This window comes from Ruegeria sp. BHSC043 (genome assembly GCF_059612985.1).
This window is the reverse complement of record NZ_JBXWRS010000001.1, coordinates 67,240-88,681: the sequence shown is the minus strand read 5'-3', so window position 1 is coordinate 88,681 and position 21,442 is coordinate 67,240. Positions and strand designations below refer to the sequence as shown.

Here is a 21,442-nt window from a genome sequence, read left to right as displayed (position 1 = left end):
GGACCATGGCCGAAGACATGAGCATCGAAAGCTACCTGGCCGCGGGCGGCGTTCTGACCAACCCGACCAACGTGCCGCCCCGATACCGCGCGGAGTTGATGAAGCTGATGGCGACCTTCGTCGACAGCGAACTGGCCGGTGCGGCTGGGTTTGCCGACATCATCAACCAGGGACCGGGCATCAAGGAACGCATCGCGGCGGCGAAGATCGTTCTGGAAAAAACCGACAATGCCGACCGCGTCCTGAAGATCATGGGCGAGTTCGGCGCGGATACCGACCGATATGCCACGCATCACCCGTGGACCGCACGGCTGGACCGTTCCGCCGATATCGGGGCCACGCGCAGCGAACATGACATGCGCCTTGCGGTCTTCAACTATCCGATCGAAGGCTGGACCGATGCGGTGGTGATGAACCTGCTGATGAGCCGCGCCGTGGGCGTGCAACTGGCCGAGTTCGCGCTGGTGTCCTATCAGCCGCTGGCCGAGGCCTTCCGCGCCATCGCCCCGATCGAGGCGCATCACGGTGAATTGGCCCTGGAAGGCGCGGTCAAGCTGTTGGAACAGGGCGCGGCGCCGGCCATGCAGGACTCGGTCGATTACTGGTGGCCCCGCGTGGCCGCAAGTTTCGGCGCGGGCGACCCCGAGAGGATGGAAAAGCTGCGCCAGATGGGCCTGCGCCGCGCCTCGGGGGTCGAACTGAAAAACCGCTGGCTGGCCGAGGCCGCCGAGGTCGTAACGCGGCTTGGCTTGCGCACCCCGTGATCACCGCCCGCTGGGGCGGCTGATCAGGCCGTATTTAAGGGCAAGCGATCGCAGGCCGCGACGCCGTGGCCGAGCCACCTTGCCCGTGCCCGCGTCACGCGCACCGGCCTTGCGGTTGAATTCATAGACGTCGATGATGCGCTCGGCGCAGCCGCAGGCCTCGCCCATCCCGACCTTGGCGAAATAGAATTCGTCGAACCGTTCGGGTTTTTGCATGGCGCCCTCCGACCGCAAGTAGACGCCGGTTTGGCTCAAAAGCCAAATCACAATGCCGGCAGGGCCGGTGCTACAGCGCCTTGACGCCCGACAGGGTCAGGTTGCTGACCAGCGCGGCATAGTCCCGGCGCGCCTGTGCATCGGCACCGGAATTCCACATGTAGTACCAGTTCAGCATGCCGAAGACCGACATCGTGGCCGAGCGCAGCTTGGACCTGTTGCCGCGAAACACGTCAGGAGCGACTTCGGCAATGATGGAACTGAGGAAATTCACCATGTCGCGCTGATACCCGCGCAGCAGGCGCTGCTGCTCCTCGGGCAGGGCCGACATGCCGCTGGTCTGAACCCGGTGTTCGTCATCCACGCCCTGATAAGCCAACAGGATTTCAGCCACCACGCGGTGAAGCTTGTCGGGCGGGCTGAGGCCTTCAATCTCGAGCCCGCAGATCAGGTCGCGCAATTCCCGCAGATAGGTCTCGAGAATGTCGAACAGGATCGCGTCCTTGCTGTCATAATAGTGATAGATGTTGGCCTTCGAGATCCCGCATTCGCGCGCAAGCTGGGTCATCGAGGCGCGGTCGAAGCCTTCGCGGGCAAAGACCCGCGCCGCCGATTTAAGGATCTGCGCGCGTTTCTGGTCGTGATCTTTTGCAATCGTACGGGCCAAACCTCACTCCTTGTCTCGGTTGTCGACGACGCGCTTGGCCTTGCCCTGGCTGCGCTCGACATCGCCGGGGTCCCCTACAACGATCTCGGTGGAAACGCCAACGATGTCCTTGATCCGCTTGGTCAGCATGCGGGCGGCGGCGGTCTTGCTTAGTTCATCGGCCGCGTCGGGCATCGCCTCGACATAGACGCGCATCGCGTCCATGCGGCCGGATTTGTACAGCTCGATCTGGTAATGCGCGGCAATGCCGCCGGTGGCCATGACCTGTTCCTCGATCTGGCTGGGGAAGACGTTGACCCCGCGCAGGATGATCATGTCGTCGCTGCGGCCGGTGATCTTCTCCATCCGTCGCATCGAGCGCGCGGTGCCCGGCAGCAACCGCGTCAGGTCGCGGGTGCGGTAGCGGATCATCGGCAGGCCTTCTTTGGTCAGCGTGGTGAAGACCAGCTCACCCATTTCGCCGTCGGGCAGAACCTCGCCGGTCTGAGGGTCGATGATCTCGGGATAGAAATGATCCTCCCAGATGACCGGGCCGTCCTTGGTTTCCACGCATTCGTTGGCGACGCCCGGCCCCATGATCTCGGACAGGCCGTAAATGTCGACGGCATGCATGTCAAAGGCCTGCTCGACCTCTTTCCGCATCGCATCCGTCCAGGGCTCGGCCCCGAACACGCCCACCGACAGCGAGCTTTCGCGCGGGTCCATCCCGACCTTGTGATACTGCTCGAGGATGTTGAGCATGTAGGACGGCGTGACCATGATGCCGTCGGGTTTGAAATCGGTGATCAGGGCTACCTGTTTCTCGGTCTGACCGCCGGACATGGGAACGACCGTAGCGCCCAGTCGCTCGATTCCGTAATGCGCGCCCAGACCGCCAGTAAACAGGCCGTAGCCGTAGGCGTTGTGGATCATGTCGCCCTTGCGCAGACCGCTGGCGCGCAGGCTGCGGGCCACCAGATCGGCCCAGTTGTCGATGTCGTTCCTGGTGTAACCTACCACGGTCGGCTTGCCCGTGGTGCCGGACGACGCATGCAGGCGGATGATCTGTTCGCGCGGCACGGCAAACAGGCCGAACGGATAGTGGTCGCGCAGGTCATTCTTGTAGGTGAAGGGGAACTTGGCCAGATCGTCCAAGGTTTTCAGATCGTCGGGATGCACCCCTGCCTCGTCGAACCGCTGTTTGTACATCGGCACATTGTCATAGGCATGACGCAGCGACCATTTCAGGCGGTCCAGCTGCAAGCTGCGGATTTCATCGATCGACGCGATCTCGATCGGGTCAAGATCCGCTTTGTTCGGGGTCAGATCCTTCATGATGTCCTCCTCACCTCAAGATTCTGGAAACAGGGTCCCTTTGATCGCCCGGGAAAAGCCCCGGAACTCGGCGATCTTGTGGCCATCCTGGTTGGTCACTGTCACGTCATAGATGCCGCTGCGGCCGGTCAGGCTCTGCTCGGTCGCGCGGGCGGTCAGACGGTCGCCCAGCCGGCCCGGCGCGACATAGCTGATCACGTTGTGCTGTGCCACGGTCGACTGGTTGCGGCTGTTGCAGGCAAAGGCAAAGGCGCTGTCGGCCAGCATGAAGGTCACGCCGCCATGGCAGATTCCGTGCCCGTTGCAATGGTGCTGCTGCACGGTCAGCGCCAGCGTCGCGGTGCCCTCGTCGACCTCGATCAGTTCCATCCCCGCCCATTTCGAGGCATGGTCCTGCGCCCACATCGCGGCGGCGGCTTTTTCGGCGCGTTCTTTCGGTGTCATGCTCATTTGCCCCGAAACTCCGGGCTGCGCTTTTCCAGAAAGGCCGCGACGCCTTCGGCATAGTCGGCGGATTCACCGCAGGTCTTCATGGCGTCGGCCTCGATCTCAAGATGATCGGTCAGGCTGTTGGTCGCGGCGGCCTGGATGGTCTGCTTGGTCAGGCCCAGGCCCAGCGTCGGACCGTTCGACAGGCGTTCGGCCAGCGCGCGCGCCTCGCTCATCAGATCGGCATCAGGCAGGGCTTTCCAGATCAGGCCCCAGTCCTCGGCCGTTTTCGCCGCCAAAGGCTCGCCGGTCAGAGCCAGCCCCTTGGCACGCGCCTCGCCCAGCAGATGCGGCAGGTGCCAACTGCCTCCGGTATCGGGGATCAGCCCGACCTTGGCGAAGGATTGGATGAATTTCGCGGACTCGGCGGCCAGCACGATATCGCAGGCCAGCGCAAGATTGGCGCCCGCGCCCGCGGCCACGCCATTGACCGCGCAGATCACCGGAAAGTTCAGCGACCGGATCAACCGCACCAGCGGCGCATAGAAAGTGCGAACCGTGTGGCCCAGATCCGGCGGACCGTCCATTTTCGACGGGTCGCGATCGGCCAGATCCTGCCCGGCGCAGAACCCACGCCCGGCCCCGGTCAGCAGGATCGCCCGCGCGCCCTCATCGCGCGCGCTTTCGATGGCGCGGCGCAGGGCATGATGCATTTCTTCGGTGAAACTGTTCAGGCGATCAGGGCGGTTGAGAGTGATTTCCACATAATTTCCATGCCACTGCGCAAGAATCGTATCGCTCATGGGCCGCTCGCTTTGCATTCGTTTCGATATTCTTCTTGCATTAACCGAACGGTTGGTCAATAAATTTCTCCGACGAAGTGCCGAATCCGGCTTTCGGCCGGTTGATGGTTACAAAAGTGACCATTAACGCATTAATGACTCATGTTTTGGAGGAGGAAACCAGTCATGAAACTCAACGGGATCAAAACGCTGTTGGCGACTGCTGCCCTGGCAGTATCGGGCAGCGTGGCATTTGCAGCGGACTACACCCTGACGATTTCCAGCTGGGCGCCGCCCACCCACGGAATCAACGCCAAGATGTGGCCCAAATTCGTCGAGATGGTTGAAGAGGCCACCGACGGCAAGGTGACCGCCGAGCTGAAGCTGGGCATCGCCCCGCCCCCCGCCCAGATGGACCTGATCATGGATGGTGCGGCGGATGCGTCGATCATCTTCCACGGTTATCAGCCGGGCCGTTTCGTGACGACCAAGCTGATCGAACTGCCGGGTTATGAGGGTTCGGCCGAGGCCGCCTCGGTCGCGTACTGGCGGGCCTATGACAAGTATCTGAAGGCGGCCGACGAACATCGCGGCGTCAAGGTCATCGCCCTGCACACCCACGGCCCGGCCCAGCTGCACACCAGCAGCCCGGTGACCTCGATGGACCAGATTTCGGGCCTCAAGGTTCGTATCCCCGGTGGTGTCGGTGGCGACGTAGGCACCGCACTGGGTGCGACCGGCATCCAGGTTCCGGCCCCCAAAGTCTATGAAACGCTGGCCTCAAAGGCCGCCGATGGCGTGGTCATGCCGTTCGAATCGCGCAAGGGCTTCAAGCTGACCGAGGTTGCCCCGAACGTCTATGAGATGCCGGGCGGCCTGTATCGCGGGTCGTTTGCCTTTATCATGAACGAAGACACGTTTGCCGCCCTGCCGGAAGACATCCAGCAAGCACTGGAGGAAAACGTGTTCGGCGAGCCGCTGAGCCGCGAAATCGGCAAGATCTGGGACGAGATCGACGCCATCGGCCGGGATGAGACCCAAGCCACCGAAGGCAACGCCATCCAAGAGGCCAGCGCCGAGGACATGGAAAAGTTCGCGACGATCGCCGAGGGCGTCCGCGCCAAGGTCATTGCCGAGGTCAACGAAGCCGGCGTCGATGCGCAAGCCGCCTATGACATGATCAAGTCAGAAATGTCCTCGAACTGATCTTTGATGCGGGGCGGCACTGGCCGCCCCCATCCAGCCCCTTCCGGAGCCACCCGATGACCCCTCTCATCCAGCTTGTACGGCGCGCCAGCGTCCTGCCGGTGATTGTCGCCTGCACGGCCCTGTTCATCCTGATGGTGATGACCTTCTGCGACGTGATCTTGCGGTCGGTCTTCAACGCGCCGATCGAGGCCGCCACCGAACTGACGCGCATCCTGATGGCGATTCTGGTGTTCTCGGTGCTGCCCATCATCTCGGTCACCAACGGGCATATCGCCGTGGACCTGACCGACGGTATCTTCCACCGCCTGCGGCTCAGCCGCCTTCGCGACGCGGTGATCTATATTCTCAGCGGCGTCATGCTGTACTGGCCGGTCCAGCGCGTCTGGGTCTTGGCCGAGCGCGCCCGCGATTACGGCGATGTTACCGAATATCTCAGCATCCCGACCTACCTCGTTGGCTGGTTCATCACTGCATCGGTGGCGATCACCGCCGTGGTGATGATCATCACCGGCCTGCTGCACCTTTTCGCACCCAAAACCCTGACGGAAACCTCCCAATGACCGCTGCACTGATTGGATTTGCCCTTGTCCTGATCCTGGTGCTAATGCGCCTGCCCATTGTCTTTGCCATGGGGCTGGTCGGTACGCTGGGCTTCGCCTATGAACGCGGCGGCTCGATCTTTGACGAGCGCGGGCTGAAGGCCGCGATGTCGATGGTTGGCCGCCAGATCACCGATACCGCGCAGGATTACGGCCTGTCGGTCGTGCCGCTGTTCATCCTGATGGGCCTGTTCGTCAACAAGGGTGGCATGGCGCGCGAACTTTATGCGGTTTCCAACGCTTTTCTGGGCCACATGCGCGGCGGTATCGCCATGGCGACCGTGGCGGCCTGCGGCGGGTTCTCGGCGATCTGCGGATCGTCGCTGGCCACCGCTGCGACCATGTCCAAAGTCGCCATGCCGCAGATGCGCCGTTACGGTTATTCCGACGAGCTCTCGACCGCCTCGATCGCAGCCGGCGGAACGCTGGGCATCCTGATCCCGCCCTCGGTCATCCTGGTCATCTATGGGCTGCTGACCGAAACCTCGATCGGCAAGCTGTTCATGGCCGGCATCATTCCCGGCGCACTGGGCATCCTGTTCTACCTGTTCGCCGTGCGCTGGACCGTCTGGCGCAACCCGGAGGCCGGCCCGGCCGGTGCACGCGCCAGCTGGGGCGAGCGCATCAGCGCGCTGGGGTCCGTCTGGGCGGTGCTTCTGCTGTTCTTCCTGGTGATCGGCGGGCTGTATGGCGTGTTCGATTTCGAACCGCTGAACCTGACCTTTTCGCCGACCGAGGCCGCTGGCATGGGCGCCGCCGGCGCCTTTCTGATCGCGCTGTTCCGCGGTGGGCTGACCGTGGGATCGACCTTTGAGGTGCTGAAGGAAACCTGCTTTACCGCAGCCGCGCTGTTCGCGGTGCTGATCGGTGCGCAGATCTTTTCGAACTTCATCAACCTGGCCGGTCTGCCCGAGGCGCTGATCGCCATGGTCACCGCTTATGACGTGGCGCCGTTCGTGGTGATCCTCATGATCCTCGGCATCTACATCATCTTGGGCTGCGTATTCGAATCCTTGTCGATGCTGCTGCTGACTGTTCCGATATTTTTCCCGCTGGTGACCTCGCTGGGCTATGACCCGATCTGGTTCGGCATCGTCGTGGTGGTGGTAACCGAGATTTCGCTGATCACCCCGCCGGTGGGCCTTAACGTGTTCATCCTGAAAGGCGTGGTGGGGGATGTCTCGACCGGCACGATCTTTCGCGGCGTGACCCCGTTCTGGGTGGCCGACATCTTCCGCCTGGCGCTGATCGTTCTGGTTCCGATCGTGGTTCTGTACCTGCCGCAACAGATGGGCGCGCTGGGTCACTGAGCACATTTCGCCGCGCAAAGCGGCCCCAATACAGGAGCATTTCATGTCTCTGAAACAGATTTCCAGTTTCGCCGCGGGCCAGTGGGTTGCGCCCGGAGCCGGGGCCCGCACCATCGCCTCGGCGATCACCGGAGAGCCCTTCGCCACCGCCGGAAACGACGCGCTGGACGTGCAGGCGATGCTGGCCCATGCCCGCGACGTGGGCGGGCCTGCCCTGCGCCGGCTGACTTTCCATGAACGCGCCAAGATGCTCAAGGCGCTGGCGCAGGCGCTGTCGGAACAGAAACAGGCGCTCTATGACCTCAGCTTTGAAACCGGCGCCACGCAGAAGGATCATCTGATCGACATCGACGGCGGCATCGGCACCATGTTCGTCTTTGCCTCGAAAGGGCGGCGCGAGATGCCCGACGGCCATGTCTATCTGGATGGCGATGTCGAGCAGCTGTCGCGGAACGGCACCTTCTTGGGCCAGCACGTCTGCACCCCGTTGCAAGGGGTCGCGGTGCATATCAACGCCTTCAACTTCCCGGTCTGGGGGATGCTTGAGAAACTGGCCCCCACCCTGCTGGCCGGGGTTCCGGCGATCGTCAAGCCGGCCACCAACAGCTGCTACGTCACCGAACTGGCCGTGCGGATCATGCTCGACAGCGGCATCCTGCCCGGCGGCGCACTGCAGCTGGTCTCGGGCGGGCTGGGCGACATGCTGAATCATTTGACCTGTCAGGACGTGGTCAGCTTTACCGGCTCGGCCGACACCGCGATGAAGCTGCGGCAGAACCCGGTGATCGTGACCAACTCGGTGCGGTTCGTGGCTGAGCAGGACAGCCTGAACGCCTCGATCCTTGGCCCCGACGCGGCACCCGGCACGCCCGAATTCGACCTGTTCGTCAAGGAAGTCGTACGCGAGATGACGACGAAAGCCGGGCAGAAATGCACCGCCATCCGCCGCATCATCGCACCCCAGGCGCAGGTCGAGCCGCTGATCGCCGCGATCTCAGCCAAGCTGGCGCAGACCACGATCGGCGATCCGCGGCTGGACGGCACGCGCATGGGCGCGCTGGTGTCGAACGGGCAGAAGGCCGACGTTCTGGCCAAGGCCAGCCTCATCGGGCAAGAAGCCGAACGCGTATTCGGCGACCCGGATGCCTTCGAGGTGATCGGCGCCGACGCCACAAAAGGCGCCTTCGTACCGCCGATGCTGTTTCACTGCGCCGATCCCGACGCCGCCAAGCATGTGCATGACACCGAGGCGTTCGGCCCGGTCTCGACCATCATGGGCTACCGCGATCTGGACCACGCCATCGCGCTGGCCAATCGCGGCCAGGGGTCGCTGGTCACCTCGCTGATCACCCATGACCCCGAGGTCGCGCGCCAGGTGGTGATGGGCGCGGCTGCCTTCAACGGGCGGATCTACATCAACGACCGCGACTCGATGCAGGAATCCACCGGCCATGGCTCGCCCCTGCCGCACATGGTCCATGGCGGCCCCGGCCGCGCCGGCGGCGGTGAAGAGATGGGCGGCGTGCGCGGCGTGAAACACTACATGCAGCGCACGGCCTTGCAGGGCTCGCCCCGGATGCTGGCGACGATCGGCCGGAAATGGATCCCCGGCGCGCCCGAGATCCAAGGTCCGGCGCATCCCTTCACCCGCAAGTTCGGGGAACTGCAGATCGGTGAGACGCTGCACACGGCGCCTCGGACCATCACGCTGGACGACATCGAACATTTCGCCCATTTTACAGGCGACACCTTCTATGCCCATATGGACGAGGACGCGGCGGCCAGAAACCCGTTCTTTCCGGGCCGGGTGGCGCATGGCTATCTGCTGCTGAGTTTTGCCGCCGGCCTGTTCGTCGAACCGAACGAGGGGCAGGTGCTGGCCAATACAGGGCTGGACGGCCTGCGCTTCATGAAGCCGGTCGTGGCCGGCGACAGCATCAACGTCCGCCTGACGGTCAAGCAAAAGACCCGCCGCACCGACGACTATGGCGAGGTGCGCTGGCACGTGACCCTGACCAATCAGGATGACGAGAAGGTCGCCGAATACGAACTGCTGACCATGAACGCCTACTGAGCGCACGGCAAAGTGTTTTTCTTGCACCGCCAGGCCGGATAGACTGAGTGTATGACCAACGCGCATCCGTGGTTCACCAAGGCCGTGGCCGAATTGGCTGACCCGCAGAATCAGCGGGTCTGGTCGATCATCGTGTCGCTGTTCGGCGACATGGCGCAGGAGCGCGGCGCCAAGATATCGGGTGGGGCGCTGGGCCGCATCATCGAACCGATGGGCATCAAGCCCGAGGCGATCCGCGTCGCCCTGCACCGTCTGCGCAAGGATGGCTGGATCGAAAGCGACCGGATCGGGCGCGTCTCGATGCATTTCCTGACCGAATATGGCCGCACGCAGTCGGCCCGGGTCACCCCGCGCATCTATGCCCGCGACCCTGCGCCAGATGCGCCGTTGCACCTGCTGATCGCCGAGGATGGCACCGGCACCCGGCTGCTCGAGGACATTCTGCTCAGCCACGATTACACGCCGATCGCGCGCAACGCCGCGTTGGGATCGGGGGCACCGCCCGAGGACCAGGACGAGCTGCTGATCCTTGAGGTTACTGCCCGCTCGGTTCCGCAATGGGTGCATGAAAAGCTGTTCCCGTCGGATCTGCGCGCGGCTTGCCGATCCTTGCACGAGACCGTCCGCCACGTGTCTCAGGACCGCCCGGCCAGTTGGGAGCCCACGCCCTGTCAGATCGGCACCCTACGCACTTTGATCGTGCATCGGTGGCGGCGCGTCGTTCTGCGTCTGCCCGACCTGCCCGACGGTTTCTGCCCGCCGGACTGGACCGGCCCGGCCTGTAGGGCGCAGGTGTTCCGCCTGCTGGACCAACTGCCGCGCCCCCGGCCCGGCGACCTGAATGACGACTGATCCGGCGGTGGGTTCCTCTTGGTGCCGCTCTTGGCCTATCCTCATGGGCGACACGCCCTGACACGAGGCCCTGCCTATGACCCTGCTGCCGATCGCCGTGACCGCAGTCTGCCTGCTGCTCATCGGGCTGCACCTGTGGACACGCTACCTGACGAAGACAGGCACCAGACGCGTGCCGCAGGCGGGGCGGATCGTGCCGGTTGACGGTGGCAGTATCCACTATGTCGCCGCGGGCGACCCGTCCAGACCGGCCCTTGTGATGATCCACGGGCTGACCGGGCAGTTGCAGCACTTCACCTATGAAATGGCCGACCGGCTGACCGACAGGTTTTACGTGATCGCGCTGGACCGTCCCGGCTGCGGGTATTCGACCCGAGATTGCGCGCGGCTGGCAACCCTGCCCGAACAAGCCCGCATGATCCACGAGTTCCTGCAGGCGATCCACGTCAAAGACCCGCTTCTGGTCGGACACTCCCTTGGCGGAGCGGTTTCGTTGGCCATGGCGCTGGACTACCCCAACCACGTCCGCGGTCTGGCCTTGCTGGCGCCGTTGACGCATCGGGTGCCCGAGACCCCTGCCATCTTCAAGGCGCTGGAGATCCGCAGCGAAAGGGTGCGCCATCTGATCGCCAACACGATCGCGGTGCCGCTGGCCAGACTCACGGCGCCGCATGTCATCGACCAGGCCTTCGCCCCCGAGCCGGCGCCGGATGACTTTCTGGACCGCGCCGGGGGCGCCCTGGGCCTGCGGCCGTCGGCCTATGTGACCGGATCGCAAGATTTGGCCGGTGTGGACGCGAGCATTGACTCGCAGGTCGCGCGCTATGGCGACTTGCGGGTTCCCGGCGGGATCCTGTTCGGCGCCGACGACCCTATCCTGTCGCCGGAATGCCAAGGCGCATCCATGGCTGACTTCGGTCTCGTGTACGAGCGGCTTGCAGGGCAGGGCCACATGATTCCGATGACGGCGCCCGATGACTGCGCAGATTTCGTCCGTCGCGTCGCAAACAATGCTCCGCGAACCGACCCGACGCCTTCCAAACCGAGACAGGCCTGACCAGAAAGAAATCTGGTGGATTGAGTATTTTTCCCTCTTGACCCTCTCGGGCACCTCCCGTAAATCGCCACTCACCTTGGCGGAGTAGCTCAGTTGGTTAGAGCAGCGGAATCATAATCCGCGTGTCGGGGGTTCAAGTCCCTCCTCCGCTACCACCGAACCCCCCACCTTTTCCGAACGGTTAGAAACCAAGGCGCCGAGGCAGCCCTTGACCTCGACCGGCACGCCGTCTTCGTCGGCCGGAGAGACAACGATCTCCGAGATAAAACTGCGCACGGCGTCACGTGCTTTCGGATTCGGATACCGAAGATAACTTTGTCGCGTTTGTTGCGCTCCGCCTCAGGGTCACATGTTATGTAGTCGACGATCGGCGTCACAACGCTCGCTTGAGCCAGCGTCTGGATCCGCCCCATGCCAGGATCGGCTTTGCCAAGACGCTTTGTTTTGTCATTTAGGGGCCCTTCCTCGAACCCTTAAAGGGCGTTCTCGATCGCAGATTTCGACTGGACCCTGCCGGCCCCGCCGCAGAAACAGGCCCGGCAAAGCTATCGGCTACAGGCGAGAGGTGTATAGATGAATTGCCCTAATCGATACGAAAGAAACGCCAATGCTGATGTGAGATCGAAGCCGACACCATCGATTCTCCGGAACAAATAAACCTTGATTGGTGAAACGCTGACCATCAGCATAGTCTGGGTAACCCCATCGGAGTTGATTGTGCCAGAACGCGAAGCCACAAATCTGCTCAGACCGCCGTACACAGCAAGATGATACGGCCGTCTCCAGAGTTGCTTGCGATTTCGCGCCGGATGCATCAGGCCATCCTCACCCGCAACACCGAAATTCTGCCGGGCTTTTTCTCTACCGCCGAAGAAATGCGCTTCATTGGCACGGCCGAGAACGAATATTGGAACGGTTCGGTTGTAAGCGAAGGGGTTGCCGATTTTTTCAGCGAAGTGCCTGACATACTTGCCGTGGAAGAAATCGAGGCCGAGGCGTTCGAGAACGGCGAAACCGGCTGGGCGTCTTTCGTTTATCGGGTCCACTTTTCAGGTTTGCCCGAACCCAGCCTTCAACGCGAAACATACGTGTTTGTTTTGGATGGGGCCCGGTGGAAAATAGTTCAGCGACATGGTTCTGCACCAGTACCGAACGCTGTTCATATGGGCACGGAACAAACAGCCATACAGCGGCTGGTCGATGCGGCGAGAGACGAAGGTCCGAAGCTGGAACAATCTGAGGGATTGGCTTCGATCCTGTTCACCGATCTGGAAGCCAGCACGGAATTGGCGGCTGCGTTGGGCGATGCACGCTGGTCGAGCCTGATCAATGACCACTTTCGCGATATTGCAGACATCGTGGAGGCGCAGGGCGGTCAGTTCGTGAAATCCCTTGGAGATGGCACGTTGTCGAGCTTCCCTTCGGCACAGCAAGCCTTGAAAGCTGCCGTTGAAATGCAGAAGGCCGTTGTTTCCCAAAATCAGGACCCGCAACTTGGTTTGCGCATCGGCATCCACACCGGAGAAGTCGTTCAGAATCGCGGTGACTTCTTTGGTGCTGTGGTAAACAAGGCTGCCAGGATAACAACCATGGCCTCTGCTGGTCAGATCTTGGTATCCAACGCCACATGCACCATGGCTGAGAACGCTCCGGACATGAAGTTTTCAGAGCCCGTATCTGTGTTTTTCAAAGGTTTTGAAGGAAGGCATTTGCTTCATAGGCTGGAATGGAAACGGTGAATTTGACGTTGCGCAGGCCGAATGTGGTCATCGCCGAATGAACGAAACGCCTGCACAGCGGTCGTTCATCCGAACTCCAAGATCCATGCTTGATCGAAACACCTGAAAGCTTGTGCAGAGCCGCCTCACAAATCCCTGATCCAGAACTGCAAAGGCTTTTGGGTTTCCGATGCCTCGCCCAGATCCTTCCACGAGAACTGGGCGATCACCCCGGGCAGCGGACCGTACCCGCGCGCGCGCCAGAAATCGTCCAGCGGGCGGTAGGTTGCGGGCCGCATCGGGTGGTCGTCCGGACGCTGCACGCCGCAGAAGGCAGACTTGGCTAAGCCCAAGCCCCGCGCGTGACCCTCGCGCATATCAAAGAACGCATGTCCGACGCCCTGCCCCCTATACTCGGGTAGCAGTACGGATTCGGCGCAGTAGAAGATCTTCGACAACTCCAGCCCGGTGCTGTCGAAAGCGGCTGCGAAATCCTCGGCATGGTCGGCCAGCGGCGCGCCGGTCGCGGCCCCCACAAGCCGGTCGCCGTCAAAGGCGCCGACGACGATCGCCCGGTCGCTGTCACGGTAGGATCGCAGGTATCTGCGCTCATAGTCCAGATCGCCGTCATAGAGATAGGGCCAGTCGCGGAACACCGAGATGCGCAGCCGCGCCACGTCGTCCAGCGCAGCCGACAACGCCTCGCCGGTCAGGGCGCGGACGGCAGTGACCTCAGCCACCCGACACCTGCTTCACCCAGTCAGCCAGGTTGTAATAGGTGGTCACGCGGGTGATCTTGCCGTCCTCGAGGTCAAAGAACGACCCGGCGGGCAGGCGATAGGTCTGACCCGAGGCCGCAGGCAGGCCGGCATCGGTTTCCAGATAGGTGCCGATAACGATGTATTCGGCGGCGGCGCGGGTGCCGCCCTCGGCCTCGAAGATCACAATGTCGGTCAGGGTCTCGCGATAGCAGCGGTTCATATGCGCGCAGAATTCGGCGAATTTGTCTTTGCCGACGCGGATCTGGCCTTCGTTCACGTGATGGGCCACGTCGTCGGACAGGCAGGCCAGCATGCCGGCCACATCCCCGGCGTTGAAGGCATCGAAATAGGCTTGGACAGTCTGGGTCATGCGATCTCCGTAGGTTCCCCCCAGCGATCCTTCAGGTGCTTGATGATCTGATCGCGGGTCTGACGGTAGTGGTGTAGCTTTTCTTCGCGCGTCTCGCCCAGTCCGGTAGGGTCCATTATTGGCCAGTATTCGACATCCAGGTGAAAAACCCGCGTCAGTTCCAGCGCCTTGCGCTGGCTGGCTGGCGACAGGGCCACGATCAGATCGAAGGAGCTGAGATCGTCGCCCCATTCCTGCATCTCGTCGAACGACCGCGACCGGTGGCGTGACAGTTCCACGTCGATCTCTTGGCAGACGGCGATGCTGAACCCGTCGATTTCCAAGTCGTTGCGCACACCGGCCGACTGCACGTAGGTGCCCGTGCCATAGAATTTCTTCATGATACCTTCGGCCATGGGCGAGCGCACCGCGTTGTGGTCGCAGCAGAACAGGACCGAATGCGGCAGAGGCTTCACCCGTCAACCTCCGAAGTGCAGCACGCAGATCAGCGTGAACAGGCGGCGGGCGGTATCGGCGTCGATCTCGGCCTTGCCCTCCAGCCGTTCCTGCAGGACCCGACTGCCTTCGTTGTGGATGCCGCGCCGGGCCATGTCGATGGTTTCGATCTGGCTGGGCGGCAGGGTCTTTACCGCATCGAAGTAGCTTTCGCAGATCTGGAAGTAGTCCTTGACCACCTGCCGGAACGGGCCCAGCGACAGGTGGAACTCGGCGGCTTTCTGGCTATCTTCGGTGCTGACGTCGAACACCAGCCGCTTGTCGCGGATCGACAGCTGCAGGTGATAGGGGCCATCGGGCACCACTCGGTCGTCGCGCTTGGGCAGCGTGAACGAGTTTTCCTCGAGCAGATCATAGATGGCGACCTTGCGCTCCTGCTCGATTTCCGGTGTGGGCGGCGGCAGGTTTCGATCGTCCAGTTCGATATGCGAAATGCGGGTCATGGTCATCGACTTCCGTTCAGGTCAGGCCAGACCTAGCGCACCTATGCCCGCGGGACAACGCGCGAAACCGGCCGGACGCAAGGTTAGATGGGGTGATCGTTGGGGTCGATGCCGTGCTTGCGCAGCAAGGTGTCAACCAGCGAGCCGGGATTGATGTCGCGGTCCTTGAATATCTTGCGGAACCAGGACCCGTAGAAATGGATCGAAGTTTGGTTCTGCCAGTCCAGGAACTCAAGCTTGTCCTGATCCGGCTCGTTCCACAGTGCCCGGTGGCGCAGCGGAATCGCATACAGCGATTTCCGCGAGATGGCCTTGGCATGTTCCGGCGTCGGAAAAAGGTAGTGAAACAACATCGGCGGGCCAAAGCTGAAGATCGGCAGGCTCCAGTAGGTCGAGCGCCCGAAGATCTGAAGATAGGCGCGCTGCTGTTCCTCGGGCCACCAGGGCGGCACCAGATCGCCGTCAAAGGCAAAGGCGCACATTTCGGCCAGGGCCGGGCTGTCGATCGGCAGGGCAAGAACGCCATTCATGATGCGTTGCCGCCTGCGGTTGGCCGCTGGAAACAAATAGCCCTGATCGGTCTGGAAAGGTTTGACCGCATAGGCGTCGGCATCGACCCATATCTGGTCGGTCTGCTGCAGCAGTTTCAGGCGGAACAGGTCCGCGTGCACGGCGACCGACCGCGTGATCGGATCGCGATAGATCTCGGGCGTATCGAAAATCTCGCGTGCGTCGCGGGCCTCGACGTAACTCGGAATGTCCTGCAACTCGCCATAATGATAAACGATCGGAGTCTGGCCGAGATCGGCAAAGGACTTCAGGCACAGATGCTCCAGAAAGCTGAAGCGCTCTCCGATCCAGAGGGTTGCGACACGTTCCAATTTCGGCTCCGGGTTTGTCCTAAGACATCACCGGTTAAAACGCACGGGTCGGACGACCACCGCAAGTGGTTTTGCGCCGGCCGCGGCAGTCCCGGGCCGGATGTGACCCCACCGCAATTGTCCCTAGATCAGCCGTTCAGCCGCTTGAGCCGCGCCCCCACCGATAGCCCGTGCGCCTCAAGGCTTTCCGACTGCGCAAGCTGCTCGGCCGCCGGGCCAATGGCACGCAGAGCCTCGGGCGTCATGCGGCTGAGCGTGGTTCGCTTGAGGAAATCCATAACCGAAAGGCCCGACGAGAACCGCGCCGAACGCGCGGTGGGCAGCACATGGTTCGGGCCGCCGACATAGTCGCCGATGGCCTCGGGCGTGTACTGGCCCAGGAAAATGGCGCCAGCGTGGATCGTCTTTTGGCTGAGCGCCACCGGATCAGCCACGCACAGTTCCAGGTGTTCCGGCGCGATGCGGTTCGACAGGGCCGCGGACTCGTCCAGATCGCGCACGGTGATGATGGCGCCATAGTCGCGCCAGCTGGCCCCGGCGATCGTGCGGCGCTCGAGCGTTTCCAGCCGCTTGTCCACCGCCTCGGCCACCGCGCGGCCGAAAGCGGCGTCGTCGGTGATCAGGATGGACTGGGCGCTTTCGTCATGCTCGGCCTGGCTGAGCAGGTCCAGCGCGATCCAGTCGGGATCGTTGTCCCTGTCGGCGATCACCAGGATCTCGGACGGCCCCGCGATCATGTCGATGCCGACCTTGCCGAACACCCGCCGCTTGGCCGCCGCGACAAAAGCGTTGCCCGGCCCGGTGATCTTGTCCACCGGCGCGATGGTTTTGGTGCCATAGGCTAGCGCCGCAATCGCTTGCGCGCCGCCGATGCGGTAGATTTCATCGACGCCCGACAGGCGCGCGGCCAGCAGGACCAGCGGGTTGACCTGTCCGTCCGGCGTGGGCACCACGATGGCCAGACGTTCGACCCCCGCAACCTTGGCCGGGATCGCGTTCATCAACACCGAGGACGGGTAAGAGGCCAGCCCGCCTGGCACGTAAAGCCCCGCGGCGGACACCGCCGACCAGCGCCAGCCCAGGGTCGCACCCGCCTCGTCGGTCCATTCACGGTCCTGCGGCATCTGGCGTTCGTGATAGGCCCGGATGCGCCCGGCGGCCAGTTCCAGCGCCGCGCGGTCCTCGGCCGAGACGCCTTCGATCGCGGCATCGATTTCCCCGGCCGTGAAGGCCAGCGTGTCCGGCGTCAGCTCCAGCCGGTCGAATTTCGCGGTCAGCTCGATCACGGCGGCATCACCGCGCGACCGAACGTCCGCTATGATCTGCGCGACGACCGCGTCCACGTCCGGGCTGTCCTCGCGCTTGGCCGAGAGCAGGTCGGCGAAGGCGGTTTCGAAGTCGGGCGCAGTGGTATCAAGGAAAACGGGCATGATGGTGTCTCCGGCAGTCCTGCGGGGAATATCCGGGGGCGGCCCGCGCCTCAAGGGCTTAGATCAGGGGTGCAGCGATTTGCGCATCGGGTATCCGACGATCCAGCGCCCGGCGCGCGGCTGTCCTGCGTCCACCCACCCGCGCGACAAGTAGAACCGGTGCGCGGTGGCGGTGCTGGTGATACGCGCCTCGGTCACGTCGACGGCCGAGAGGCGCGATTCGAGATGGGAAAGCATGGTGGAGCTTGCGCACTGCCCCCGGTAATCCGGGTCCACGTAGTTGAGGGTGATGCGCCCGGTGCCCTGCCCCGGCTCGACCTCGCCCAGCGCCCCGACCGAGGCAAGCCTGCCATCCCTCAGAAACAGCCAGACCTCGTCATCCGAGTTCGACAGGTAGTTCCGCAGAGCCTTCGGTGTCTTGTTCGCCGTCCAGCGGGCGATCACGTCCGCATCGTTGCCGTGGTCGTCCACGCAGAGCCTCTCGATCGAGCGGGTCAGAACCCGGCTCATCTCGAACAGGTCGAACAGGGTGGCGCGGCGAATCTCTTCACCCTTCGGCGCGGCGGAGAATACCTGTGATATCCCGCGCTTGTTCTTCACCTAGACCGGGTGCTTGGGCGCATGCCCCGAGGGCGCGCGGTAAGGGCGCGTGACGTCCCTGAGCGTGGCCTCGAGCGCCTCGACCGTCAGACGAATCGCGCCATCGCCGGCCAGCGTCAGCAGCACCTCGCCAGCACCGTCCTCGGCCGGGTGGAACTCGATATCCAGCAGCGACAGGATCAGGTCCTTGTCGGACCGGGTGATGCCCTGGCTGGCCACCGCCAGGACCGAATCGAACACCAGCACCGACTGCACCCGCTCGTAGGGGCGGTCGCGGCGCTCGGCGGCCTCCTTGTCTTCCCACCGGAACCGGTTGAGCAGCAGCGCAAACCGACGCTCGGCCGGGCGCCATGTCATTTCGGTCACCGGGAACACGGCATCCTGCCCCAGCGCCGCGATCACCCGCAGGTCGTCGGCGTCCAACGCGCCCAGGTTCAGCGGCGCCTCGCGCCCATCTTCAAATGTTGCGTCTGCCATCAGCCCTTGATCCGTTCGATTTTGGCGCCCACGCCTTCCAGCTTGCGGACCACATGCTCATATCCGCGGTCAAGATGATAGACCCGGCTGACAAGTGTTTCGCCCTCGGCCGCCAGACCGGCCAGGATCAGCGAGACCGAGGCCCGCAGATCGGTGGCCATCACCGGCGCGCCCTTCAGGCGCTCGACCCCGGTCACCGTCGCAGTGCCGCCATGCACCTCGATCTGCGCGCCCATCCGCACCAGTTCCGGGGCGTGCATGAAGCGGTTCTCGAAAATCCGCTCCTCCAGCACCGAAACCCCATCGGCCGTGCACATCAGCGCCATCATCTGCGCCTGCAGGTCGGTGGGGAAACCCGGGAAAGGCTCGGTCACCACGTCGACCGCGCGCACCCGGCCATTCCTGCGCGAGACCTTCAGGCCCTGTTCGGTTTCCTCGACATCGACCCCGGCGGCAGTCAGCTTTTCCACGAAGGATTCGACCAGCGACAGGCGGCCACCCAGCAGCTCGACTTCGCCGCCGCAGATGGCGGGGGCCAGCATGTAGGTGCCCAGTTCGATCCGGTCGGTCACCACCTGGTGCGTCGCGCCATGCAGCCGGTCGACGCCCTGAATCTCGATGGTCGAGGTCCCCTCGCCCTGAATCTGCGCGCCCATCTTGCGCAGGCATTGCACCAGATCGACGATCTCGGGTTCGCGCGCGGCGTTTTTCAGAACCGTCGTGCCCTTGGCCAGCGTCGCGGCCATCACGATGTTCTCGGTGGCCCCCACCGAGGCAAAGCGCATTTCATGCACCGCGCCCTTCAGCCCGTTCGGCGCCTTGGCGTGCAAGTAGCCGTCCTTCAGCTCAATCTCAGCGCCCAGGGCTTCCAGCCCTTCGACATGCAGGTCCATCGGCCGCGCCCCGATGGCGCAGCCGCCCGGCAGCGAAACCACTGCCTGACCGAATCGCGCCAAGAGCGGCCCCAGAACGAGGTTCGAGGCACGCATCTTGCGCACGATCTCGTAATCGGCGGTGTGGCTGGTCAGGTCGTGGCTGGACATCGCCAGAACCTGCCCGTCCTGCAGGGCCGACACCTCGGCCCCCAGCGACTGCAGCAGCGCGGTCATGGTCTTGATGTCACTCAGACGCGGCGCGTTGGTCAGCGTGAGCGGTTCTTCGCTGAGCAGCGTGGCCGGCATCAGTGTGAGGCAGGCATTCTTTGCCCCCGCGATCGGGATTCGGCCATGAAGCGGCCCGTTGCCCGTTACAAGAATCGAATCCATCTGCTCTAGCCCTTGTCCTGACCGGCCTTGCCGTCCGAGCCCGCCCGCGCCTTGGCCTGCGCCTTGCGCCGCGCGAGATTCGCCTTGAGAGCGGCCTTGAGCCGATCCTCGCGCGTATCGCCGGATTTGCCGTGTTTTTTGGGTGAATTTTTGTCTGACATGATCTTTCTCTACAGGAGGTGAAAAAAACCGTCCAGAGACCCTTGCGCCCCGTTTCGTTTGAGTCTAATCACCCGCCCACAGCGCTGCTGTAGCTCAGAGGTAGAGCACTCCCTTGGTAAGGGAGAGGTCGAGAGTTCAATTCTCTCCAGCAGCACCATCTCTCTTGAAATTGCAGGATTTAGACGTGTTGCGGCGTAGCTTGCGCGGCGCGGTGTGGTGCTGTACCCAACCCGCAGCAGAGGTATTTCCATGACTCCGAAACGTCTTGTTTTTCATGTGGGGCTGCCCAAAACGGGCACGACATCCATTCAAAGGTACCTTGTCAGACATGCTCCGCAGCTGCGGGAGGCAGGCATCGCCTTTCCGTTCGATCTGTCCAGGCGCCCGAAAGGTGCAGATGGAAACCCGATTGGCGTCCCCCAAATTGACGGGTCAGAGTATTTTTTCAAAACGCCCAGGCGGGACGTCCCGGCCACATCGATCGATTGGGCACAGGAACTTCGCGAGTTTGCCGAGTCCGAACACTTGCACTCTTTTCTGACCTCGGATGAGACCCTCTTCAATTCTGTGCAAGGCCTTCGTACCGAAGTATTTTCCGGCCTGCCCAAAAACATCGAAGTTATTTTTCTGGCCTATCTCCGGCATCCTATTGACCTTATCAACTCCAGAACATTGCAAGGCATTGCCGGAAGCGCCGAAGCGTATCCCCAATTCCTGAAGGCTCTGCCGAGAATTGCCAGACGATATGTTCACAAGGGCTATAAGGATTCTCTTGCTGAATTTGCACAGCACGGGACGATGCTGGTTCGCTCCTACGAACAAGCTGCCCGGATCGGCGTCGTGCGCGATTTCTGTCAGGCTTTAGATATACCGTACCTTGAAGACGGGCCGGAAAAATACGCAAACACTAGATCATTCGGCTACAAGACCGGGTTGGTGTTGATGGGCTTCCGGAAAGAACTGGGCGTCTTTAGTATCAGGCACAACCCAACGACACACCCCAAAGTAAAAGGCCTTGGGGAAAAATTTGACGATTCAAATAAAACCTTCCTGCCGAAAAAGGTTTTCGACGATGTGCTTGCAAAATGGGACGAAGAACGCCCCCTGATCGAGGCACGGTTCAACGTCTCGCTGCAGGCGACCACGAAACAGAAACCTGCACCTGACCATCTGAATATTGACCAGCCTTTTGCCCAGGCATTCCAGAATGCCGCCCGAGGTATATTCGACCCCGAAGAAGAAAGGCTTCTGGAAAGCGCCTTGAACACTGCCCAGCAGGGTTTTGAAATCTTCAAGGACTACCAGCCGGCAACCAGCCCCGAACCGATTGCTGCACCTCCGCAGAAAAATAGAGGCTGGTTTACACGGATCTTTGGAAAACGGGCCGCAGACTGACCAATTTCCGCGCCAAAATCGCACGGTTTGCCTCTGCATCCTCCAGATTCAAGCAGCGCGCTGGCCATGACGAACCGAAGCGTCATGTTGACGCGACGTCAGGATGCAAACGGGCAAAATCACAAAATTATGACACCTTTCGGCACCACATATGCCCATATTCGGATACAGG

The 21,442-nt window shown here is 62.5% G+C and carries 24 protein-coding genes and 2 tRNA genes; 11 read left to right on the top strand and 15 right to left on the bottom strand.

The genetic code is table 11. From position 1 onward, the window contains the following. The first annotated feature begins 5 nt into the window (after nucleotides 1-5). Nucleotides 6-764 (top strand): Phenylacetic acid catabolic protein, encoded by a 759-nt coding sequence (locus AC2FMM_RS00455; protein ID WP_496712899.1) that lies wholly within the window; start codon nucleotides 6-8, stop codon nucleotides 762-764. Here AC2FMM_RS00455 and AC2FMM_RS00450 read toward each other — a convergent pair whose 3' ends face one another. The 5 genes from AC2FMM_RS00450 to paaG form a co-directional block, all read right to left on the bottom strand. Beyond that, nucleotides 765-980 (bottom strand): hypothetical protein, encoded by a 216-nt coding sequence (locus AC2FMM_RS00450; protein ID WP_496795487.1) that lies wholly within the window; start codon nucleotides 978-980, stop codon nucleotides 765-767. 70 nt (nucleotides 981-1,050) lie between these two features. Continuing rightward, nucleotides 1,051-1,647: a TetR/AcrR family transcriptional regulator gene (locus tag AC2FMM_RS00445; protein WP_496679037.1), complete on the bottom strand. Its 597-nt coding sequence runs from the start codon at nucleotides 1,645-1,647 to the stop codon at nucleotides 1,051-1,053. Between the two features lie 3 nt (nucleotides 1,648-1,650). Next, a complete protein-coding gene (gene paaK / locus AC2FMM_RS00440; RefSeq protein ID WP_496795486.1) occupies nucleotides 1,651-2,961 on the bottom strand; it encodes a phenylacetate--CoA ligase PaaK in 1,311 nt (436 codons plus the stop codon). A gap of 15 nt (nucleotides 2,962-2,976) precedes the next feature. Next, on the bottom strand, nucleotides 2,977-3,405 hold the full coding sequence (gene paaI / locus AC2FMM_RS00435) for a hydroxyphenylacetyl-CoA thioesterase PaaI (RefSeq protein WP_496795485.1): 429 nt from the start codon (nucleotides 3,403-3,405) through the stop codon (nucleotides 2,977-2,979). Between the two features lie 2 nt (nucleotides 3,406-3,407). Continuing rightward, entirely contained in the window at nucleotides 3,408-4,193 is a 786-nt protein-coding gene (gene paaG, locus AC2FMM_RS00430) for a 2-(1,2-epoxy-1,2-dihydrophenyl)acetyl-CoA isomerase PaaG (protein ID WP_496679042.1), read from the bottom strand. Nucleotides 4,194-4,358: 165 nt separating this feature from the next. Here paaG and AC2FMM_RS00425 point away from each other — a divergent pair, with 165 nt between their 5' ends. From AC2FMM_RS00425 to AC2FMM_RS00390, 8 genes are all read left to right on the top strand, one after another. Continuing rightward, a complete protein-coding gene (locus AC2FMM_RS00425) occupies nucleotides 4,359-5,378 on the top strand; it encodes a TRAP transporter substrate-binding protein (RefSeq protein ID WP_496795484.1) in 1,020 nt (339 codons plus the stop codon). A 56-nt stretch (nucleotides 5,379-5,434) separates the two neighbouring features. Further along, nucleotides 5,435-5,941: a TRAP transporter small permease gene (locus AC2FMM_RS00420; RefSeq protein WP_170434228.1), complete on the top strand. Its 507-nt coding sequence runs from the start codon at nucleotides 5,435-5,437 to the stop codon at nucleotides 5,939-5,941. Further along, nucleotides 5,938-7,290 (top strand): TRAP transporter large permease, encoded by a 1,353-nt coding sequence (locus AC2FMM_RS00415; RefSeq protein ID WP_496679045.1) that lies wholly within the window; start codon nucleotides 5,938-5,940, stop codon nucleotides 7,288-7,290. The genes AC2FMM_RS00420 and AC2FMM_RS00415 overlap by 4 nt, the downstream gene beginning before the upstream one ends. A gap of 43 nt (nucleotides 7,291-7,333) precedes the next feature. Beyond that, the gene (gene paaZ, locus AC2FMM_RS00410) at nucleotides 7,334-9,364 is read left to right on the top strand and encodes a phenylacetic acid degradation bifunctional protein PaaZ (RefSeq protein WP_496795483.1); all 2,031 of its coding nucleotides are present in this window, start codon (nucleotides 7,334-7,336) and stop codon (nucleotides 9,362-9,364) included. A gap of 51 nt (nucleotides 9,365-9,415) precedes the next feature. Next, nucleotides 9,416-10,216 carry a PaaX family transcriptional regulator C-terminal domain-containing protein gene (locus tag AC2FMM_RS00405; RefSeq protein WP_496742402.1) on the top strand — a complete coding sequence of 267 codons (801 nt, stop codon included), beginning with the start codon at nucleotides 9,416-9,418 and terminating at the stop codon, nucleotides 10,214-10,216. A 76-nt stretch (nucleotides 10,217-10,292) separates the two neighbouring features. Next, nucleotides 10,293-11,273, top strand: a complete 981-nt coding sequence (locus tag AC2FMM_RS00400) for an alpha/beta fold hydrolase (protein WP_496712910.1) — start codon at nucleotides 10,293-10,295, stop codon at nucleotides 11,271-11,273. 78 nt (nucleotides 11,274-11,351) lie between these two features. After that, nucleotides 11,352-11,428, top strand: a tRNA-Met gene (locus AC2FMM_RS00395). A 612-nt stretch (nucleotides 11,429-12,040) separates the two neighbouring features. Then, nucleotides 12,041-13,012, top strand: a complete 972-nt coding sequence (locus tag AC2FMM_RS00390; RefSeq protein WP_496686788.1) for an adenylate/guanylate cyclase domain-containing protein — start codon at nucleotides 12,041-12,043, stop codon at nucleotides 13,010-13,012. A 125-nt stretch (nucleotides 13,013-13,137) separates the two neighbouring features. Here the strand turns inward: AC2FMM_RS00390 and AC2FMM_RS00385 are convergent, their stop codons facing one another. From AC2FMM_RS00385 to AC2FMM_RS00340, 10 genes are all read right to left on the bottom strand, one after another. Continuing rightward, nucleotides 13,138-13,731 carry a GNAT family N-acetyltransferase gene (locus AC2FMM_RS00385; protein ID WP_496795482.1) on the bottom strand — a complete coding sequence of 198 codons (594 nt, stop codon included), beginning with the start codon at nucleotides 13,729-13,731 and terminating at the stop codon, nucleotides 13,138-13,140. Further along, entirely contained in the window at nucleotides 13,724-14,122 is a 399-nt protein-coding gene (locus tag AC2FMM_RS00380; protein ID WP_496795481.1) for a ketosteroid isomerase-related protein, read from the bottom strand. The genes AC2FMM_RS00385 and AC2FMM_RS00380 overlap by 8 nt, the downstream gene beginning before the upstream one ends. After that, nucleotides 14,119-14,577: an arsenate-mycothiol transferase ArsC gene (locus AC2FMM_RS00375; RefSeq protein ID WP_496686785.1), complete on the bottom strand. Its 459-nt coding sequence runs from the start codon at nucleotides 14,575-14,577 to the stop codon at nucleotides 14,119-14,121. Before AC2FMM_RS00375 ends, AC2FMM_RS00380 begins: the two co-directional genes overlap by 4 nt. 3 nt (nucleotides 14,578-14,580) lie before the next feature. Next, on the bottom strand, nucleotides 14,581-15,060 hold the full coding sequence (locus AC2FMM_RS00370; protein WP_496679056.1) for a UPF0262 family protein: 480 nt from the start codon (nucleotides 15,058-15,060) through the stop codon (nucleotides 14,581-14,583). An 83-nt stretch (nucleotides 15,061-15,143) separates the two neighbouring features. Next, nucleotides 15,144-15,941 (bottom strand): hypothetical protein, encoded by a 798-nt coding sequence (locus AC2FMM_RS00365; RefSeq protein WP_496795480.1) that lies wholly within the window; start codon nucleotides 15,939-15,941, stop codon nucleotides 15,144-15,146. Between the two features lie 128 nt (nucleotides 15,942-16,069). Continuing rightward, the gene (gene hisD, locus AC2FMM_RS00360; protein ID WP_496795479.1) at nucleotides 16,070-17,371 is read right to left on the bottom strand and encodes a histidinol dehydrogenase; all 1,302 of its coding nucleotides are present in this window, start codon (nucleotides 17,369-17,371) and stop codon (nucleotides 16,070-16,072) included. 63 nt (nucleotides 17,372-17,434) lie between these two features. Further along, nucleotides 17,435-17,971 (bottom strand): GNAT family N-acetyltransferase, encoded by a 537-nt coding sequence (locus AC2FMM_RS00355; RefSeq protein ID WP_496795478.1) that lies wholly within the window; start codon nucleotides 17,969-17,971, stop codon nucleotides 17,435-17,437. Next, the gene (locus tag AC2FMM_RS00350; protein ID WP_496795477.1) at nucleotides 17,972-18,448 is read right to left on the bottom strand and encodes a DUF2948 family protein; all 477 of its coding nucleotides are present in this window, start codon (nucleotides 18,446-18,448) and stop codon (nucleotides 17,972-17,974) included. Continuing rightward, nucleotides 18,448-19,713, bottom strand: coding sequence for a UDP-N-acetylglucosamine 1-carboxyvinyltransferase (gene murA, locus AC2FMM_RS00345; RefSeq protein ID WP_496679064.1), 1,266 nt, complete (start codon nucleotides 19,711-19,713; stop codon nucleotides 18,448-18,450). Before murA ends, AC2FMM_RS00350 begins: the two co-directional genes overlap by 1 nt. 5 nt (nucleotides 19,714-19,718) lie before the next feature. After that, a complete protein-coding gene (locus tag AC2FMM_RS00340) occupies nucleotides 19,719-19,874 on the bottom strand; it encodes a hypothetical protein (RefSeq protein ID WP_496711525.1) in 156 nt (51 codons plus the stop codon). An 83-nt stretch (nucleotides 19,875-19,957) separates the two neighbouring features. Between AC2FMM_RS00340 and AC2FMM_RS00335 the strand changes: the two genes are divergently transcribed. Both AC2FMM_RS00335 and AC2FMM_RS00330 read left to right on the top strand, forming a co-directional pair. Then, a tRNA-Thr gene (locus AC2FMM_RS00335) sits at nucleotides 19,958-20,032 on the top strand. 92 nt (nucleotides 20,033-20,124) lie between these two features. Beyond that, nucleotides 20,125-21,270, top strand: a complete 1,146-nt coding sequence (locus AC2FMM_RS00330; protein WP_496711526.1) for a hypothetical protein — start codon at nucleotides 20,125-20,127, stop codon at nucleotides 21,268-21,270. Nucleotides 21,271-21,442: the final 172 nt, after the last annotated feature.

Excerpts from the sequence above, each read along its gene's own strand:
- AC2FMM_RS00455 (WP_496712899.1), top strand. The coding sequence starts at position 6 with ATGGCCGAAGACATGAGCATCGAAAGCTACCTGGCCGCGGGCGGCGTT.
- AC2FMM_RS00450 (WP_496795487.1), bottom strand. The coding sequence starts at position 980 with ATGCAAAAACCCGAACGGTTCGACGAATTCTATTTCGCCAAGGTCGGG.
- paaK (WP_496795486.1), bottom strand. The coding sequence starts at position 2,961 with ATGAAGGATCTGACCCCGAACAAAGCGGATCTTGACCCGATCGAGATC.
- paaI (WP_496795485.1), bottom strand. The coding sequence starts at position 3,405 with ATGACACCGAAAGAACGCGCCGAAAAAGCCGCCGCCGCGATGTGGGCG.
- paaG (WP_496679042.1), bottom strand. The coding sequence starts at position 4,193 with ATGAGCGATACGATTCTTGCGCAGTGGCATGGAAATTATGTGGAAATC.
- AC2FMM_RS00425 (WP_496795484.1), top strand. The coding sequence starts at position 4,359 with ATGAAACTCAACGGGATCAAAACGCTGTTGGCGACTGCTGCCCTGGCA.
- AC2FMM_RS00420 (WP_170434228.1), top strand. The coding sequence starts at position 5,435 with ATGACCCCTCTCATCCAGCTTGTACGGCGCGCCAGCGTCCTGCCGGTG.
- AC2FMM_RS00415 (WP_496679045.1), top strand. The coding sequence starts at position 5,938 with ATGACCGCTGCACTGATTGGATTTGCCCTTGTCCTGATCCTGGTGCTA.
- paaZ (WP_496795483.1), top strand. The coding sequence starts at position 7,334 with ATGTCTCTGAAACAGATTTCCAGTTTCGCCGCGGGCCAGTGGGTTGCG.
- AC2FMM_RS00405 (WP_496742402.1), top strand. The coding sequence starts at position 9,416 with ATGACCAACGCGCATCCGTGGTTCACCAAGGCCGTGGCCGAATTGGCT.
- AC2FMM_RS00400 (WP_496712910.1), top strand. The coding sequence starts at position 10,293 with ATGACCCTGCTGCCGATCGCCGTGACCGCAGTCTGCCTGCTGCTCATC.
- AC2FMM_RS00390 (WP_496686788.1), top strand. The coding sequence starts at position 12,041 with ATGATACGGCCGTCTCCAGAGTTGCTTGCGATTTCGCGCCGGATGCAT.
- AC2FMM_RS00380 (WP_496795481.1), bottom strand. The coding sequence starts at position 14,122 with ATGACCCAGACTGTCCAAGCCTATTTCGATGCCTTCAACGCCGGGGAT.
- AC2FMM_RS00370 (WP_496679056.1), bottom strand. The coding sequence starts at position 15,060 with ATGACCCGCATTTCGCATATCGAACTGGACGATCGAAACCTGCCGCCG.
- hisD (WP_496795479.1), bottom strand. The coding sequence starts at position 17,371 with ATGCCCGTTTTCCTTGATACCACTGCGCCCGACTTCGAAACCGCCTTC.
- AC2FMM_RS00350 (WP_496795477.1), bottom strand. The coding sequence starts at position 18,448 with ATGGCAGACGCAACATTTGAAGATGGGCGCGAGGCGCCGCTGAACCTG.
- murA (WP_496679064.1), bottom strand. The coding sequence starts at position 19,713 with ATGGATTCGATTCTTGTAACGGGCAACGGGCCGCTTCATGGCCGAATC.
- AC2FMM_RS00340 (WP_496711525.1), bottom strand. The coding sequence starts at position 19,874 with ATGTCAGACAAAAATTCACCCAAAAAACACGGCAAATCCGGCGATACG.
- AC2FMM_RS00330 (WP_496711526.1), top strand. The coding sequence starts at position 20,125 with ATGACTCCGAAACGTCTTGTTTTTCATGTGGGGCTGCCCAAAACGGGC.